General features: G+C 42.7%; 15 protein-coding genes. 1 reads left to right on the top strand and 14 read right to left on the bottom strand.

The features are described from left to right. Positions 1 to 65 precede the first annotated feature (65 nt). The 14 genes from AR1Y2_RS08055 to AR1Y2_RS07995 all read right to left on the bottom strand — a co-directional run bounded on the left by AR1Y2_RS08055 (position 66) and on the right by AR1Y2_RS07995 (position 13,184). Positions 66 to 1,301, bottom strand: coding sequence for a sporulation protein YqfD (locus tag AR1Y2_RS08055; RefSeq protein ID WP_137328490.1), 1,236 nt, complete (start codon positions 1,299 to 1,301; stop codon positions 66 to 68). A 12-nt stretch (positions 1,302 to 1,313) separates the two neighbouring features. After that, the gene (locus AR1Y2_RS08050; RefSeq protein ID WP_137328489.1) at positions 1,314 to 1,580 is read right to left on the bottom strand and encodes a YabP/YqfC family sporulation protein; all 267 of its coding nucleotides are present in this window, start codon (positions 1,578 to 1,580) and stop codon (positions 1,314 to 1,316) included. A gap of 113 nt (positions 1,581 to 1,693) precedes the next feature. Next, entirely contained in the window at positions 1,694 to 1,870 is a 177-nt protein-coding gene (rpsU, locus tag AR1Y2_RS08045; RefSeq protein ID WP_006567174.1) for a 30S ribosomal protein S21, read from the bottom strand. Positions 1,871 to 2,019: 149 nt separating this feature from the next. Further along, the gene (locus AR1Y2_RS08040) at positions 2,020 to 2,325 is read right to left on the bottom strand and encodes a hypothetical protein (protein WP_137328488.1); all 306 of its coding nucleotides are present in this window, start codon (positions 2,323 to 2,325) and stop codon (positions 2,020 to 2,022) included. A gap of 159 nt (positions 2,326 to 2,484) precedes the next feature. Continuing rightward, the gene (locus AR1Y2_RS08035) at positions 2,485 to 2,895 is read right to left on the bottom strand and encodes a hypothetical protein (protein WP_137328487.1); all 411 of its coding nucleotides are present in this window, start codon (positions 2,893 to 2,895) and stop codon (positions 2,485 to 2,487) included. A gap of 22 nt (positions 2,896 to 2,917) precedes the next feature. Next, positions 2,918 to 4,153: an amidase domain-containing protein gene (locus tag AR1Y2_RS08030; RefSeq protein WP_175403616.1), complete on the bottom strand. Its 1,236-nt coding sequence runs from the start codon at positions 4,151 to 4,153 to the stop codon at positions 2,918 to 2,920. 324 nt (positions 4,154 to 4,477) lie between these two features. Continuing rightward, positions 4,478 to 7,120 carry an alanine--tRNA ligase gene (alaS, locus tag AR1Y2_RS08025; protein ID WP_137328485.1) on the bottom strand — a complete coding sequence of 881 codons (2,643 nt, stop codon included), beginning with the start codon at positions 7,118 to 7,120 and terminating at the stop codon, positions 4,478 to 4,480. A 257-nt stretch (positions 7,121 to 7,377) separates the two neighbouring features. After that, the gene (locus AR1Y2_RS17785) at positions 7,378 to 7,539 is read right to left on the bottom strand and encodes a hypothetical protein (protein ID WP_175403615.1); all 162 of its coding nucleotides are present in this window, start codon (positions 7,537 to 7,539) and stop codon (positions 7,378 to 7,380) included. Positions 7,540 to 7,617: 78 nt separating this feature from the next. Then, positions 7,618 to 8,856, bottom strand: coding sequence for a bifunctional phosphoribosyl-AMP cyclohydrolase/phosphoribosyl-ATP diphosphatase HisIE (hisIE, locus tag AR1Y2_RS08020; protein WP_137328484.1), 1,239 nt, complete (start codon positions 8,854 to 8,856; stop codon positions 7,618 to 7,620). Beyond that, positions 8,857 to 9,444: an imidazoleglycerol-phosphate dehydratase HisB gene (hisB, locus tag AR1Y2_RS08015; protein ID WP_137328483.1), complete on the bottom strand. Its 588-nt coding sequence runs from the start codon at positions 9,442 to 9,444 to the stop codon at positions 8,857 to 8,859. It lies immediately after the preceding gene. A gap of 15 nt (positions 9,445 to 9,459) precedes the next feature. Beyond that, positions 9,460 to 10,755 carry a histidinol dehydrogenase gene (gene hisD, locus AR1Y2_RS08010; protein ID WP_137328482.1) on the bottom strand — a complete coding sequence of 432 codons (1,296 nt, stop codon included), beginning with the start codon at positions 10,753 to 10,755 and terminating at the stop codon, positions 9,460 to 9,462. Positions 10,756 to 10,759: 4 nt separating this feature from the next. Then, a complete protein-coding gene (gene hisG, locus AR1Y2_RS08005; RefSeq protein WP_137328481.1) occupies positions 10,760 to 11,413 on the bottom strand; it encodes an ATP phosphoribosyltransferase in 654 nt (217 codons plus the stop codon). Position 11,414: 1 nt separating this feature from the next. Continuing rightward, positions 11,415 to 12,626 (bottom strand): ATP phosphoribosyltransferase regulatory subunit, encoded by a 1,212-nt coding sequence (gene hisZ / locus AR1Y2_RS08000; protein WP_137328480.1) that lies wholly within the window; start codon positions 12,624 to 12,626, stop codon positions 11,415 to 11,417. 162 nt (positions 12,627 to 12,788) lie between these two features. Beyond that, on the bottom strand, positions 12,789 to 13,184 hold the full coding sequence (locus tag AR1Y2_RS07995; RefSeq protein ID WP_137328479.1) for a PH domain-containing protein: 396 nt from the start codon (positions 13,182 to 13,184) through the stop codon (positions 12,789 to 12,791). 122 nt (positions 13,185 to 13,306) lie between these two features. Here AR1Y2_RS07995 and AR1Y2_RS07990 point away from each other — a divergent pair, with 122 nt between their 5' ends. Further along, the gene (locus AR1Y2_RS07990; protein WP_137328478.1) at positions 13,307 to 15,049 is read left to right on the top strand and encodes an Rqc2 family fibronectin-binding protein; all 1,743 of its coding nucleotides are present in this window, start codon (positions 13,307 to 13,309) and stop codon (positions 15,047 to 15,049) included. Positions 15,050 to 15,068 lie beyond the last annotated feature (19 nt).

Below are 15,068 nucleotides of genomic sequence, written 5' to 3'. Positions count from 1 at the left end.
ATTACTAGTAGTTTACCATTTGCCTTAAATCTTTTCAACAATTTGTGGTCACCTGTCTGACAGAATCAGCGCGGAGTTGCTGTTGTTGGTGTAATCTTCTCCACCTGTTTTTTTGTCAGTGACTTGATGTTTCTGATCTTTCCCACCGGTTCCTCCACCTGGATGGTTCCCTTGGCAATGTAATCGTTTCCCTGTCTCTGATACTGGATATTGGTCTTTATGACTTTGATTCCTTTTTTCTTTTTCTTCTCCAGATAAGAGGCAAGACGTTTTTTTAACCGACTCTGGGCCTGGGCCTCTGTCAACACCCTGCGTTCGGGCTCATACCCTTCAAACTTCTTTGTAGTAATGCCGATTGGAAAATAAAGATCTCCGATGTGCAACAGCTTTTTTTCTCCAAGTACATCAAAATCGCCTTTTTGTTCTTTAATTGGAAGCTTTAACTGCCAGTTTAACAGCTGTATACTTTCCACCCTGGTACTTTTTGATACAAATTTCTTCTCATAGGTAGCGATTGGTATGGTCTCTTTATATTCCTCATTGGTTCTCAGAATAATCTGTCCGTCCGCCTTGATCTTGCTGGTTTCCGTCACCTGATAATCATCGCTGTAATAGTAGATCATTCCGGATATCAGCGTATCACCTATTTTTACTTTATCTCCTACCTGAACCAGCGGTGTACCGCTTTTCACCGACATGGCTGTTATGGTCCCTTTTTTATTGGAGACAATATCACATGGCTTCTTCGGATTCTGTTTGGTCTTTCTGTCCAGCGATTCTTTGATATCAATATGTAATCTGGTACCGTTGATGGAGCAGGATACCCAAGCAATTCCTTCGTGGTCCTCCCTGATATGTTCTTCCAAAAGATTGCAGTCAATCTTTTTCTTAAAGGTGCCAATCTGATAAAAATTGTTTCTTACATATTTCAGCATATCACTTTTTGAATAACGCTCATTTCCAGAAATCGTAATCTCCCAGATGAACTGTGACATTAAAAACATCAAAACTAAGGCCATCCCGATACCGAAGAAGAACATTTTTCTCTTCCGGTGCTGCAATAAAAAAAAGGGAAGCCCTTTTCTCCCCAGAATCTGAACCGTAGTTCCAGTTTTTTCTGCCAGTGTCAAAACAGTTTCATAGGCTCTCTTTTGTATCGAACACTGATATCCCTTCCCTCCTGGTTTCAACTTCCACAACACGAGGTTTTGCTTTGCACACAGGTTTAAAAAACGTTCCACGGAGGGACCCGAAATCTCTAAAAAGATGCTTCCAAAAAAATATTGTATTAATCTGACCATTCTGATTCTCCTTTATGCGTATTCCAGCCGTGTAATTTCACCGGTCACCTTCATAATTTCCATGGAATAATATTGAATGACGAGATTTGTCCCTACAATCCTCAAAACCACATGGTTTCCCTGGACGACAATCTGATTCTCTTCGTAAGATAGGATTCCCTTATAATTTTCAATCATCACCTGTTCATTGCCTGTCAAGGTAATAATAAAATCGCCAAAGACCACATCTCTTGGAAGGGATAAACCTTTGGCTAATGCCTCCTTTGGCTTTTTCTTCATACTGACCCTCACTATGCTTTTTGGCGCAGCCGCACACTAAAGCATTCTATCGTTGTTTTAATATATGCAAAAGAAAAGCACCGTATACCTCAAGTATACGATGCTTGCTTCTATTATTTTACTTTTCTTTTACGAGCCGCTTCAGACTTTTTCTTACGACGAACACTCGGTTTTTCGTAATGCTCTCTTTTGCGGATTTCCTGCTGAATACCTGCTTTGGCACAGTTTCTCTTAAATCTGCGAAGAGCGCTGTCTAAAGATTCATTTTCTTTAACAATAACGTTTGACATTCTTAATTCCTGACCTCCCCTCCAGCCTTATATTGTGCATTATGACTGTTTGGGCACTTTCTTGCACTAGATTATTATACCATAATTCGGATATTCGTCAATAGTAAAAATGATGTTTCCACTGAAAAAAGAGATTTCTTTTCTGATATCTAAACATCCTGACAAACTTCTTCCCACAGGCTTTTGAGCACCTTCTCCTCAATGTCAGTCTCATATGCGTAGATCATATAATTTTTTAAATCTTCCCCAGAAATTCCAGCGCTTCCGGTGAAGGCTCTGGGTGCCATTCCCTGCTGCCGTCCTAAAAAAGAAAGCAGAGAGTCACTTCCAGCATCGTTAACTGTATCCTTCACCTGATATGTATATTTTACGCGATAGATATCCAAAAGATCCCTAATCTCATTAAACTTCTTTACGGATCGCCCCTGATAGATTAAGTTCTTTTTTCGAAGCATAAAGTCCTCCTTCTTTTGAATCCAGCGGACTGAAGTCCAGAGTTGATTTATAAAGTACTTGTTGGCTTTATTATACCATAAATCAACAAATATTAATTAAACCTTTTAAGAACTTCACCTCCCTTTCCCTATATATCATTGATTCAACTTGTTTTGACCTTAACGAAATCGTTGTAAATATTTCCACGTGCCAGTTTTAGAATCCTTCCCATAGATCATAGAATCTACTTCTCCAGTGTCTTTATAATAGGCTTGTAGTATGACAATCTGATCTGTTGAATACTTCTTTTGAAATTTTTCACTTACAATCTCTTTTATGAATTGATCTCTGGATTTATAATTAATCTTTTTATAATACTCGGGATCATATTTAACCTCTTTTAAAGTCTCATTCATGTCATTTTTTAGCCGCTTTTCAGCATCCTTGATTAACTTCTTTTCTTCATGGACACTTAACTTTAAAATTTTATTGTTGTTCTTAACCTTATTCTCTTTTTTTGTACAGCCTTGACATAAGAAACATATCATAATAAACAAGAGTAGAGTGCTTACTTTGGTTGTTTTTTTCATAATTCTTCTCCTATTCATAAATCTATTTACTAAATTTAGCACTTGAAAAGTGTATTCTTCGCATATAACACTTTCCTGGACCTCCATTATAGTTTATCCAACTGGATAATGATCGCCTTCTTCTATTATGTTGGCTAACATAAGTTAACCGTTTTTCAATTGAAGACACATATGCACTATGTTTGTAATCATTTTTTGTCTTATTGTTTTTGCTTTGAATTACATCTCCAAAGCTTATATTAGTCAATGTTCTTACAAGTTTATTATTGTTATATCCTTTCCCTTTTGGTCCATAGGTTTTATCTTTGATAGCATAACTCCAAAACGATTTTACACTTTCCCAATTTCCAGTTCCTCCGCCTTCTCCTCCTTGCCAAACTCCCGATACCATACGAACTTTATTTTTCATATTACTTTTTGTCTTTTTCTTGTCCCCTTTCACATATCCTCCGTATCCTGCCCATACACACTGTGAAATAAAATTAGTGCAGTCATTTTCATTCGGGACCACATAGAAAATACGCTTTTTTTCAGCATATGTTAACGCATAATCAATTCCGTTTTTCCATGAATATGATTTGGAAACAGAGCGAAATTCCGGTGTCTGTCGATTTTCATCTACAGTCTCCGTAAGATTCTTCAATTCTTCATTTTGCGTTTCTGATGAATCTGTCATTTCTTCGCAGGTCTGGTCGATACTTTGACGTACTGGATCTGCGTTACTTCTGGTTTTGATTCTTTTTAATACTTTTTTCCTTTGCTGAACTTCACTTTTAAAATACTCATAATTCTCATTGTTAGTATCTATAAAATAAATCTTCCATTTTCCATCTTTTTTGTTTAGTTTAAAGTCATATTTAATATTATAATAAGCAGAATCCATATCTTTTGCTTCCTTATAATGATAATCAACTGTCAATAAAAGTTTAACCTCTGCCTTGTTCTTAAAAATTTTTAATTTCTTATATTTAGTTTTCAATTTGTAATCATGAAAACCAGAACCAATATTTTTACTGCTTTTTGAATCAAATTCCAGTATTTTTTTGTAGAGATAAGTGTTCTCATTATTTTCAATATAATCTTCGGTATTTGCCGGAAGCTTATAAGTAACTAAGGAATCATAAAAATCTGTAAAATAATGGTTTACAATGTTTTTTATTTGTTGTTTATTAGAAAGCTTTTTTGCCTTTATATTGCTATTACTAATCCCAAATAGCACTATTGCCAACAAACATAATCCCAAAAATGTACTTAACATTAATTTGTTTTTTTCATCCCCGTACCTCCTCGTATTGCCCTTAAACATATATTGCTCAAACTACATGATTAAATTGAATTAAAACATTCAAACTATCACCACCTTTATTTTTTATTTATGGAATTTATTGTTATTTTTCTTAATTATAACTCTTTCTCTACATATATTCAACTTCTTTTTTAATTATTTAAATATTTAATCTTTTATAAAGTCAACTATTAGTATAAAATAATCAACTATATATTTTATGTTAGAGAAAAAAGATTCATAGACAGCAATAATTCTGCTCGTCTATGAATCTTTCTCAATAATTCATTTCTTTATTTAATTACTAAGTTGCCCTTCCAGTTCTTCCTTCACCTTAGCAATAGCCTCATCAATACCTTCCGGCTTCTTTCCGCCTGCCTGCGCCATATTCGGACGGCCGCCTCCGCCTCCGCCGACACATCCGGCGATGCCCTTGATCAGATTACCCGCATGGGCTCCGGCTTTCTGGGCTCCGGCTGTGGCCATAGCCACAAGGAACACCTTTCCTCCCATGGAGGATGCCAGAACGATCACACCTTCCCCAAGCTTGTCTTTCAGGGAATCGCCCAGTTCACGCAGACCGTTCATATCCACGTCCGCCACTTTTGCTGCCAGAAGCTTCACTCCGTTCACTTCCTGCACCTGATCCATAACATCCCCAAGTGCATCCTTTGCCAGCTTGCTCTTTAAAGACTCGTTCTCACTGTGCAGTTCTTTCAGTTCCGCCATCAAAGCTTCCAGACGTGACATCAGTTTTGCAGGAGCTGCTTTTACGATCTTTGCAGCCTCTAAAAGTTCCTGCTCCATTTTCTCATAATATTCAAAAACTGCCTTGTCTGTAATCGCTTCAATCCTTCTGACTCCTGCAGCCACACCGGTCTCTGATAGAATCTTAAATGCAGTGATCGCGCCTGTATTAGGTACATGAGTACCTCCGCAAAGTTCCACTGAGAAGTCTCCCATGGAGACAACCCTTACTTCGTCTCCGTATTTTTCACCAAACAATGCCATAGCTCCTGTATTTTTAGCCTCATCCATAGACATCAGCTTTGTATCCACGGCCAGGTTTGCGGCAATCTCTTCGTTGACGATATCCTCCACCTTTTTAATCTCTTCCGGTGTCATCGGAGAGAAATGAGTAAAGTCGAATCTTAAATGCTTCGCATTGTTACTGGAACCTGCCTGCTCCACATGGCTTCCCAAGACAGTGCGCAGAGCCTTCTGCAAAAGATGGGTTGCACTGTGGTTCTTTTCTGTCTGACGCCGGTTTCTTTCGTTGACATTTAAGAGAACTTTTTCACCGACACTTAAATTTCCTTCGTTGACATAACCCACATGCCCGAACTTTCCTCCGGAAAGCTTTATGACATCTTCTACGGCAAAAGAGGAATTCTCGCTTAATATGACACCCTGGTCCGCTTCCTGGCCACCGCTGGTAGCATAAAACGGTGTCTTAGAGCAGATAATGGTTCCCCTCTGGCCTTCCACCAGAGTATCCGTCACTTCCTTGTCCGTTGTCATGGCAATGATCTCAGACTCACAGGTCAGCGTGTCATACCCTACAAACTCAGATGTCATAGATGGATCCAGCTGTTCGTATACCGTAGCACTGGCTCCCATATAGTTTGTCGTCTCCCTTGCTGCCCTGGCCTGCTTTCTCTGCTGTTCCATAGCTTCCTGGAATCCGTCTTCATCTACGGAGACACCTTTTTCCTCAAGGATCTCTTTTGTCAGATCCAGTGGGAATCCGTATGTGTCATAGAGCTTAAAAGCATCCTTTCCTTCCAGTTGCTTCTTCCCTTTCTTTTCCATGTCTTCTTCCATCTCGGCAAGAATCTGGAGTCCCTGGTCGATAGTACGGTTAAACTGTTCTTCCTCTTTTGTGAGAACCTTATAGATAAATTCTTCTTTTTCTTTTAGTTCTGGATATCCGTCTTTAGATTCCGCAATCACAGTTTTGCTTAAGCCCGCCAAAAACAGATCCTTCAAGCCTAACATTCTTCCATGTCTTGCCGCACGGCGGATCAGACGGCGGAGCACATATCCGCGCCCTTCGTTGGATGGCATGACCCCATCAGAGATCATAAATGACGCAGAACGGATATGGTCTGTGATGACCCGGATGGAAATATCATTTTTTTCATCCGCACCGTAAGTCGCACCCGCCAGTTCACAGATCTTGTCACGGATCGCTTTGATTGTGTCCACGTCAAAGATTGAATCCACTTCCTGGACTACAACAGCCAGACGCTCTAGACCCATTCCAGTATCAATATTTTTATTTTCCAGCTCTTCATAATTGCCGTTTCCATCGTTTTCAAACTGAGTAAATACGTTGTTCCACACTTCCATGTAGCGGTCGCATTCGCAGCCTACCGTACAGTCCGGACTTCCGCATCCGTACTTCTCTCCTCTGTCATAGTAGATCTCTGAACATGGCCCGCAGGGTCCTGCTCCATGCTCCCAGAAGTTGTCCTCTTTTCCAAAGCGGAAGATCCTCTCCGGGGCAATGCCAATTTCTTTTTCCCAGATCTCAAATGCCTCGTCATCATCCAGATATACAGAAGGATACAGACGGTCTGGATCAAGTCCTACAACTTCTGTGAGGAACTCCCATGACCAGCGGATTGCCTCAGTCTTAAAATAATCCCCGAAAGAAAAGTTTCCGAGCATCTCAAAAAAGGTACCGTGTCTTGCAGTCTTTCCTACATTCTCGATATCTCCGGTACGGATACATTTCTGACAGGTTGCGACTCTGGTCTTCGGCGGCACTTCCTGTCCGGTAAAATACGGCTTTAACGGTGCCATACCTGCATTGATCAGCAGAAGGCTCTTATCGTTTTTGGGAACCAGAGAAAAACTCTTCATCACCAAATGCCCTTTGCTCTCAAAAAAATCAAGGAACATCTTCCTCAATTCGTTCACTCCATATGCCTTCAAATTTCCATCCTCCTAAAATTAGTATTACACTTATTACATTGAACAAAGCGGACAAGTCCGCTTCAACTCCCTCAATCCCTCAATCACGAGGGACTTGTTCCGCTTTGCGCGCCGATGTGCGGCTGCAAAGCAGCCTTCCTTGGCACATCGTGCGCATCATGCCCGGAGGGCTTTTTTGTTCCATAGGGAGAACTTTCCTATGGAATAAAGAAAACCTTCTGTTACATTCAGAAGGCTTTCCATTCTATCTTACACATCTATTGCTGATCCGGTCCCTGTTGTTCCTTTGCTTTCTGCGACTTCTTCTGCATCTTACCGACAGCCAGCTTCTTTCCGAAAAAAACACCGCCTACCGATACAGCAAGCAAAAAAATAAACTTGATCAGATATGTGATAAACTCTGATAAATATGCGTGCATGTCCTGCCTCCTTTATCAAACCACAGTTCTTTGGTTTGCTCATGTGGCAATTATATCAAATCGGACAGCGTATGACAATTATTTTCTTTCAATTAATTCCTTGGTCACCTCGTCCCAGGTCATGCCCCGTTCCGCCATAAGCACCATCAGATGGTATAAGAAATCAGATATTTCATACTTCATTTCTTCCACATCGGGATTTTTAGCCGCAATGACGATCTCCGTGGCTTCCTCACCGACCTTTTTAAGGATCTTATCAATTCCTTTTTCAAACAAATAATTGGTATAGGAGCCTTCCTTCGGATGTTCCTTGCGGTCCATGATCACATCATAGACAGACTGGAATACTTCCATCGGATTGTCATCTTTGTATTCCTTCTTCACAAGATCCGTGAAAAAGCAGGAATAATTTCCGGTATGACAGGCATTTCCCACTTGCTCTACCTTGGCTAACAGGGTATCTCTATCGCAGTCAATAGTCAAAGACTTCACGTACTGATAATGTCCTGAGGTATCTCCCTTCGTCCAAAGTTCGTTCCTGCTGCGGCTGTAATAGGTCATGACCCCGGTCTCCACAGTTTTTTCATACGCTTCCTTTGTCATATAAGCAACCATGAGCACTTCATTGGTCTTATAATCCTGGGTAACTACCGTTAGCATTCCATCACTGTTTAATTTAAATTCATCAAAGCTCATAGAACTTTCAAAAGTATTGACTGCGAATCCAGCAGCTTTACATTGATGCTTCAGTTCCATGACAGGAAAAGAATCTACGGACGCCACCGCCAGGTCATGAGCCCCGGTAAGCTTTAATACCCTGACTGCTTCTTTAGCATCAGGAATACTCACCATGATTGGAAGCCCGGATACCTCTTTGATCTGCCCAATCAGCTCTGCATAACCATCATATCCCTTATCTGTCACCAGCAGCAGTTCTCCTGCCCCGAGCCTTGCCATCTCTTTTGCAAATGCCGCTGCGTCTTTTTGGGTATCCAGATCTATGGACACGATGATTTGGTCCTTTCCAAATCGGTCACTGGCCTTCTTTACGATCTCTTTGTCCACGAGAACACTCTTTCCAAGGCAGACCTTAGAAGCTCCTGCGTACAGGATCTTTTTTACGTCTTCCAGATCCTCTATGCCTCCCCCTGCATACAGAGGAATATCTATGTCCTTGGCGATCTCTTTTACGGTCTCCGCCGTGATCTTTGTGTCATAATAGCTGACAGCGTCCGCCCCCGCATGGTCGTAAGCCTTTGCCGCCTTTGAAAGTTCTTCCCCATAAATACATGGGATAATTTTTATCTGTTCTTCCATTTATAATGCCCCTTTCGTGGAAAGCACATCTGTGATCCGCGGGTCGATGCTGCATGCCTCATCCAACGCCTTAGCGAATGCCTTGAACGCCGCCTCCATCAAATGATGGTTGTTGGTACCGGCCAATTTCCTGATATGCAGATTCATGGCACTGGCATAGGATACGGCATAGAAAAACTCCCGTACCATTTCAGTATCAAATCCACCGACCCTGTCTGCCGTAAAGGTAAGATCCGTGTCAAAGTAAGGTCGTCCTGACAGATCTAGACCGCACAGCACAAGAGTCTCATCCATCGGCAGGACAAAGGAGCCGTATCTTTTAATTCCTTTTTTGTCGCCGGCTGCCTGCTTGATGGCCTCACCGAGAACAATTCCGGTATCTTCTATAGTGTGGTGGCTGTCTACATGCAGGTCGCCATCCACTTTTACCTTCAGGTCGAAAAAACCGTGCTTGGCAAAGCTGATGAGCATGTGGTCAAAAAAACCGATGCCTGTATCTACCTCAGAGGCTCCTCGCCCGTCCAGATCGATGGACAGCCTGATCTTTGTTTCACTTGTATTCCGGATAATTTCTGCACTGCGGCTCATATTGCTTCCTTTCTCTTAATCGTTTTCAAATCTCACTTTAATAGAATTGGCATGAGCTGTCAACTCTTCCTGTTCTGCAAATGTTTCAATATCTGTGTGGACCGGCTCCAGGGCTTCTCTGGAGTAATAGATTACACTAGATTTTTTGATAAAATCATCCACACTCAGCGGAGAGAAGAATTTTGCAGTTCCGTTGGTGGGAAGTACGTGGTTTGGTCCAGCAAAATAATCTCCCAGCGGTTCGCAGCTGTACTGCCCGATGAAGATTGCCCCCGCATTCTGGATTCTGGTCATAACATCAAACGGGTTTTCTGTCATGATCTCTAAATGCTCCGATGCGATAGAATTTGCCACATCCACTGCCTCTTTTAGATCCTTGGCGATGAGAATATAGCCGAAGGAGTCCAGGGATTTTTCCATGATCTCCGTTCTGGAAAGCTGTTTTAGGAAACCATCCACTTCTTTCGAAACCTTCTTGGCAAGCTTTTCGCTTGTAGTCACCAAGATGGCACTGGCCATCTCGTCATGTTCTGCCTGGGATAAAAGATCCGCTGCCACATACCGCGGATTGGCGCTGTCATCAGCCAGCACCAGGATCTCGCTCGGTCCTGCGATGGAGTCGATGCTCACGTTGCCGTACACCGCTTTTTTGGCCAGCGCCACATAAATATTTCCCGGTCCCACGATCTTATCCACCTTTGGGATGGAGGCGGTTCCGAAAGCCAATGCCGCCACAGCCTGGGCCCCTCCGACTTTATATACCTTCGCTGCCCCTGCTTCCTTTGCTGCAACCAAGGTATTCGGATTCACTTTTCCGTCTCTGCCCGGAGGTGTGACCATGATGATCTCTTTTACTCCTGCCACATGGGCCGGAACAATATTCATGAGGACAGAGGAAGGATAAACTGCTTTTCCTCCCGGTACATAGACACCGCAGGTTGCAAGGGGCGTCACCTTCTGTCCCAACAGAATACCGTTTTCCTGTGTATCGAACCAGCTGTTCTGTTTCTGCTTCTGGTGGAAATCACGGATATTGACAATGGCCTTTCTTATAACCGCTAAAAGAGACGGATCCACTTTGTCATAAGCTTCTCTGATCTCCTCTTCCGTGACCAGGATCGTGTCAGCTGTAAGCTTGGTCCCGTCGAACTTCTCGGTGTACTCAAACACCGCCTCATCGCCTCTTGCCTTTACGTCATTGACAATAGCATCCACCTGTTCCTGATATCCCTCGTAGTGATTCGGGCTTCTTTTCAGCAGATCATTCAAAATGTCTGCAATGGAATCTTTGTTGATCTTTACCGTTCTCATAGCCTTACCTCTGTTTTTTCTCGTCCAATAACTTTTTCAACTCAATGACAATCTTACTGATGCGCTCCTGCTCCATTCTCTGGCTCACCTGGTTCACGACCATCCTGGCAGAGAGCGGACAGATCTCTTCCAACACTTCCAGCCCGTTTTCCCTTAAAGTAGATCCTGTCTCCACAATATCCACAATGACTTCTGAAAGGCCTACGATCGGCGCAAGCTCCACAGATCCGTTGAGTTTTACAATCTCCACGGTCTGGAGTTTTTTGTTATAAAAATATTCTTTTGCGATATTCGGATATTTGGATGCCACACGGATCAGCTGGCTGCCGTTTAAATACTTTTTGGCGTCCTTAGGTCCGCACACGCACATCTTGCATTTGCCGAATCCAAGGTCCAGTACCTCATAAAGATTCCGGCCTTCCTCCAGTATCGTATCCTTTCCGACCACTCCGATATCAGCCGCGCCATATTCCACATAAGTCGGCACATCACTGGCTTTGGAAAGGAAAAACTTAAGCTTCAGCTCCTCATTTACAAAGATCAGTTTTCTTGTTTTTTCGTCCTTCATCTCTTCGCAGGTGATCCCTATCTGTTCCAGCAAAGATAATGTTTTCTTGGCAAGTCTTCCTTTTGCCAGTGCAAATGTTATATATCTCATGTTACTGCCCTTTCGTTAAATCCCTGACGGTATCCCTGGTTTCATAATATAAAATACATCCGATAGACTGGTCCAAAGCCATAGCCTGATACTCTTCAAGGCCCCGGTCCCGTTTTTCCAATATGACTGTCTTGTTTTCCTTCCTGTAGCCCACAGCAGCAGGAATGGCGGCTTCCATGGCATCTTCCTCATAGATGATCAGCATATCCGCGGTATCAGCCTCCATTTCGATCTTCTGGCGCTCCATAGCCATCATCAGATTATCGAGTACAATGGCAAATCCAACGGACGGTGCCTTTTTGCCAAACTGTTCGATCAGGTTGTCGTAACGTCCGCCTTTTAACACCGCATCTCCCGTTCCGTAAGTGTAGGCTTTAAAAATCACCCCGGTGTAGTAATTATGGCGGCTGAGCATCCCCAGATCAAAGCTTATGTACTGTTCCAGTCCGTAGATTTCCAGCATCCGGTATACCTTCCTCAGCTTCTGGATGGCTTTCTTTGAAGTCTCGTTGGACACAAGCGCGTCAGCCTTATCAAGGATATCCACATCACCATTCAGTTCATTGAACTGGACAAACACATCCTTTATATTTTGAGGAATGTCAAGCCCCTCCACAAATTCGATCAGCCCAAAGAAGTTTTTGTTGATAATCAGCTCTCTCAGCTGTTCTTTCACGTCTTCATCCCCAATGCACTCCACAAGCCCCTGAAAATACTCTACCTGTCCGATGGTCAGGCGGAAGTCCTTAAGTCCAGCATTGAGGCAGCAATCCAAGGCCATAGCAATGATCTCCCCATCCCCGCGGCTGGATGTCTCATTGATCAGCTCCGCGCCCATCTGGCAGGTCTCCTTAAGCTTCAGCTGATAGCTGGAGTTGTTTAAGAAAACATTTCCCGTATAGGCAAACCGCAGATTCCGCTCCTCACTGTCATAGTACTTTGCTACACAGCGCGCCACAGAAGGCGTGATATCCGGGCGAAGTACCAGGGTGTTCCCCTCCCGGTCGAAAAATTTGTACATCTCTTTGGAAGAAACTGTTCCCTTCTCGCTGTTAAAAATATCAAAAAATTCAAAAGTCGGAGTTATGATATTCTCATAGCCGTAAAGTCCAAATACATGGTTTAATTTGTCCTTTAACCTGAGTCTCTTTTTGCATTCCAATCCGTATATATCCCTTACTCCTTCCGGCGTATGGACCCTCTTCTGATTCATAATTCTTCTCCTTCTTTACTTTAACAAATTAAAGCGCTAATTCGCTACCACATTAAACACTTTAGTAATCATACCAGTCTATCCTTTAGTTGTCAACCTTTTCAGTGCTGATATATGACAGAACCACCGCAGAAATTTCTCTCCACAGTGGCAGCATTTGTTTTACATATCTCTATCCGGCATATCATCATCCATGTGGCTGCTTGCGCCGTACATGTCACGTCCCACCACCCGTTTGGCGATGCGTTCCTCCTCGATCCACTGGCTCAACAGATCCTTGACCCTTCTGGAATCCGCAATATTCTTGAGTTCAATGACCGGAGTAGAGGCATCCTTGGTCGTAAGGCGGATAGTACCGGTACCGAACACGCGGTTGCCGAAGCTCCTCTCATAGGATACATCCATGATCCTGTATAACAGGCATTCCTCCTCATGTGTTGACAAAAGTCCCGTCTCCGTATATAATCTTTGGTTCTCAACCCTGTATTTTGTAAAGGTAATCGGCCACCACATCAGATGCCTGCGGTCTGACCATGTTTTGTTTTGTTCATCTATCATTGACTCGGTCCTCCATATTCTGCAAATTACCTTTCCATTATACCTGCTTTGCCAGCAAAAAATCAACCAAAACAAGGTGCGACGTGCTATAATACGAGTGTCTAAAAAATGGAGGTGCAACTATGGCATTTGACGGATTTGTCATTTCAAATATTGTAAATGAATTAAACGAAAAGATTTTAAACGGAAGAATCTATAAGATATACCAGCCTGAGGCTGATGAGATCACCCTTGTGATCAAACAGAACCGTGAGACTTTAAGGCTACATCTCTCCGCTAGTCCCAGCCTGCCGATCGTGTATCTGTCAGGACAGGGCAAACAAAATCCCATCCAGGCCCCCAATTTCTGTATGCTTTTGAGAAAGCATCTGAGCAATGGCCGGATCATTTCTGTAGAACAGCCGGGCTATGAGCGGATCATTGAGATCACCGTGGAACATCTGGATGAACTAGGCGATGTATGTCGAAAAAAATTGATCATTGAATTGATGGGCAAACACAGCAATTTAATCTTTGTAGGACAGGACGGAATGATCCTAGACAGCATCCGGCACGTGGGGGCCAATATGAGTTCCAAGCGGGAAGTTCTGCCGGGAATGGAGTACTGTACTCCTCCAACGCAGCATAAAAAGGATATTGAGTCTCTGACTCTGGAGGATTTCCTCAGCGATATCAAACCAAAACCGGTGTCCATGGGGAAGGCTCTTTATTCTTCCATCACAGGCATGAGTTCATTTTTGGCAAACGAGATCTGTTACCGCGCCGGAGTGGACGGAAACCAGCCCACAGATGCTCTGACACAAGATCAGTGCTCTGACCTTTACGCTCAGCTTAAGAAACTGGCTCTTGCTGTGGAAAAGCACGAATATGTGCCAAATATTATTTATCAGAATGGAGAACCAAAAGAATTTTCCTGTTTTCCTATGACATCCTATGAGACATCTTATGACGTGAAGATATTTCCTTCCATTAGCGATGTTTTAGTCAGCTATTATTCAGAAAAAGAAAAGTATACAAGAATGAAACAGAAGTCTGCGGATCTGAGAAAAATCGTCCAGACTTCTATGGAACGTACGAGCAAGAAATATGATCTGCAGAGAAAACAGCTTCTCGATACAGAAAAAAGAGATAAATACAAAATATATGGAGAATTGATCCAGGCATATGGATACGGGCTTGAGCCTGAATCCAAATCCCTCACGTGCCTGAACTATTACACCAACGAGGAAATCACGATCCCTCTTGATCCTGCGAAAACTCCTCAGGAGAATGCACAGAAATACTTTACCAAATATAACAAACTGAAAAGGACCTTTGAGGCTCTCTCCGAGCTTACAGTGGAGACAAAGGATGACTTGATGCATCTGGAATCGATTGCGTCTTCTCTTACCCTTGCAGAGAATGAACAGGATCTTGCATCCATCAAGCAGGAACTCTCAGATTACGGCTACTTGAAAAAACGGGGTTCAAAAGGGGTAAAAAAACCAGCCAAATCGAAACCTCTCCACTTTGTATCTTCTGACGGCTTTCATATGTACGTAGGCAAAAATAATTATCAAAACGATGAATTGACCTTTAAGTTTGCTAACGGAGGAGACTGGTGGTTCCATGCAAAAAATATGCCAGGATCACACGTCATAGTCAAAAAGGAACAGGCGGATACTCTGCCGGATGCTACTTTTGAAGAAGCCGGCCGGCTTGCCGCTTTTTATTCCAGCGGCCGTCAGGCTCCAAAAGTGGAAATTGATTATATCCAGAGAAAAGAATTAAAAAAACCGCCGAAAGCAAAGCCTGGATTTGTCATTTACCATACTAATTATTCAATGATGTGCATTCCTGATATTTCAGGCATCAAAGAATTGTAACCGAAATAGCATTCTGGCG

The organism is Anaerostipes rhamnosivorans (assembly GCF_005280655.1).
GTDB classification, from domain to species: Bacteria; Bacillota; Clostridia; order Lachnospirales; family Lachnospiraceae; genus Anaerostipes; species Anaerostipes rhamnosivorans.
Note: the sequence above shows the minus strand (reverse complement) of the source record. Positions and strands in the feature narration are given on the sequence as shown.

Bases quoted from the DNA above. Each gene is read 5' to 3' on its own strand.
- AR1Y2_RS08055 (WP_137328490.1), bottom strand. From the start codon at position 1,301: ATGGTCAGATTAATACAATATTTTTTTGGAAGCATCTTTTTAGAGATT.
- AR1Y2_RS08050 (WP_137328489.1), bottom strand. From the start codon at position 1,580: ATGAAGAAAAAGCCAAAGGAGGCATTAGCCAAAGGTTTATCCCTTCCA.
- rpsU (WP_006567174.1), bottom strand. From the start codon at position 1,870: ATGTCAAACGTTATTGTTAAAGAAAATGAATCTTTAGACAGCGCTCTT.
- AR1Y2_RS08040 (WP_137328488.1), bottom strand. From the start codon at position 2,325: ATGCTTCGAAAAAAGAACTTAATCTATCAGGGGCGATCCGTAAAGAAG.
- AR1Y2_RS08035 (WP_137328487.1), bottom strand. From the start codon at position 2,895: ATGAAAAAAACAACCAAAGTAAGCACTCTACTCTTGTTTATTATGATA.
- AR1Y2_RS08030 (WP_175403616.1), bottom strand. From the start codon at position 4,153: ATGTTAAGTACATTTTTGGGATTATGTTTGTTGGCAATAGTGCTATTT.
- AR1Y2_RS17785 (WP_175403615.1), bottom strand. From the start codon at position 7,539: ATGCACGCATATTTATCAGAGTTTATCACATATCTGATCAAGTTTATT.
- hisIE (WP_137328484.1), bottom strand. From the start codon at position 8,856: ATGGAAGAACAGATAAAAATTATCCCATGTATTTATGGGGAAGAACTT.
- hisB (WP_137328483.1), bottom strand. From the start codon at position 9,444: ATGAGCCGCAGTGCAGAAATTATCCGGAATACAAGTGAAACAAAGATC.
- hisD (WP_137328482.1), bottom strand. From the start codon at position 10,755: ATGAGAACGGTAAAGATCAACAAAGATTCCATTGCAGACATTTTGAAT.
- hisG (WP_137328481.1), bottom strand. From the start codon at position 11,413: ATGAGATATATAACATTTGCACTGGCAAAAGGAAGACTTGCCAAGAAA.
- hisZ (WP_137328480.1), bottom strand. From the start codon at position 12,626: ATGAATCAGAAGAGGGTCCATACGCCGGAAGGAGTAAGGGATATATAC.
- AR1Y2_RS07995 (WP_137328479.1), bottom strand. From the start codon at position 13,184: ATGATAGATGAACAAAACAAAACATGGTCAGACCGCAGGCATCTGATG.
- AR1Y2_RS07990 (WP_137328478.1), top strand. From the start codon at position 13,307: ATGGCATTTGACGGATTTGTCATTTCAAATATTGTAAATGAATTAAAC.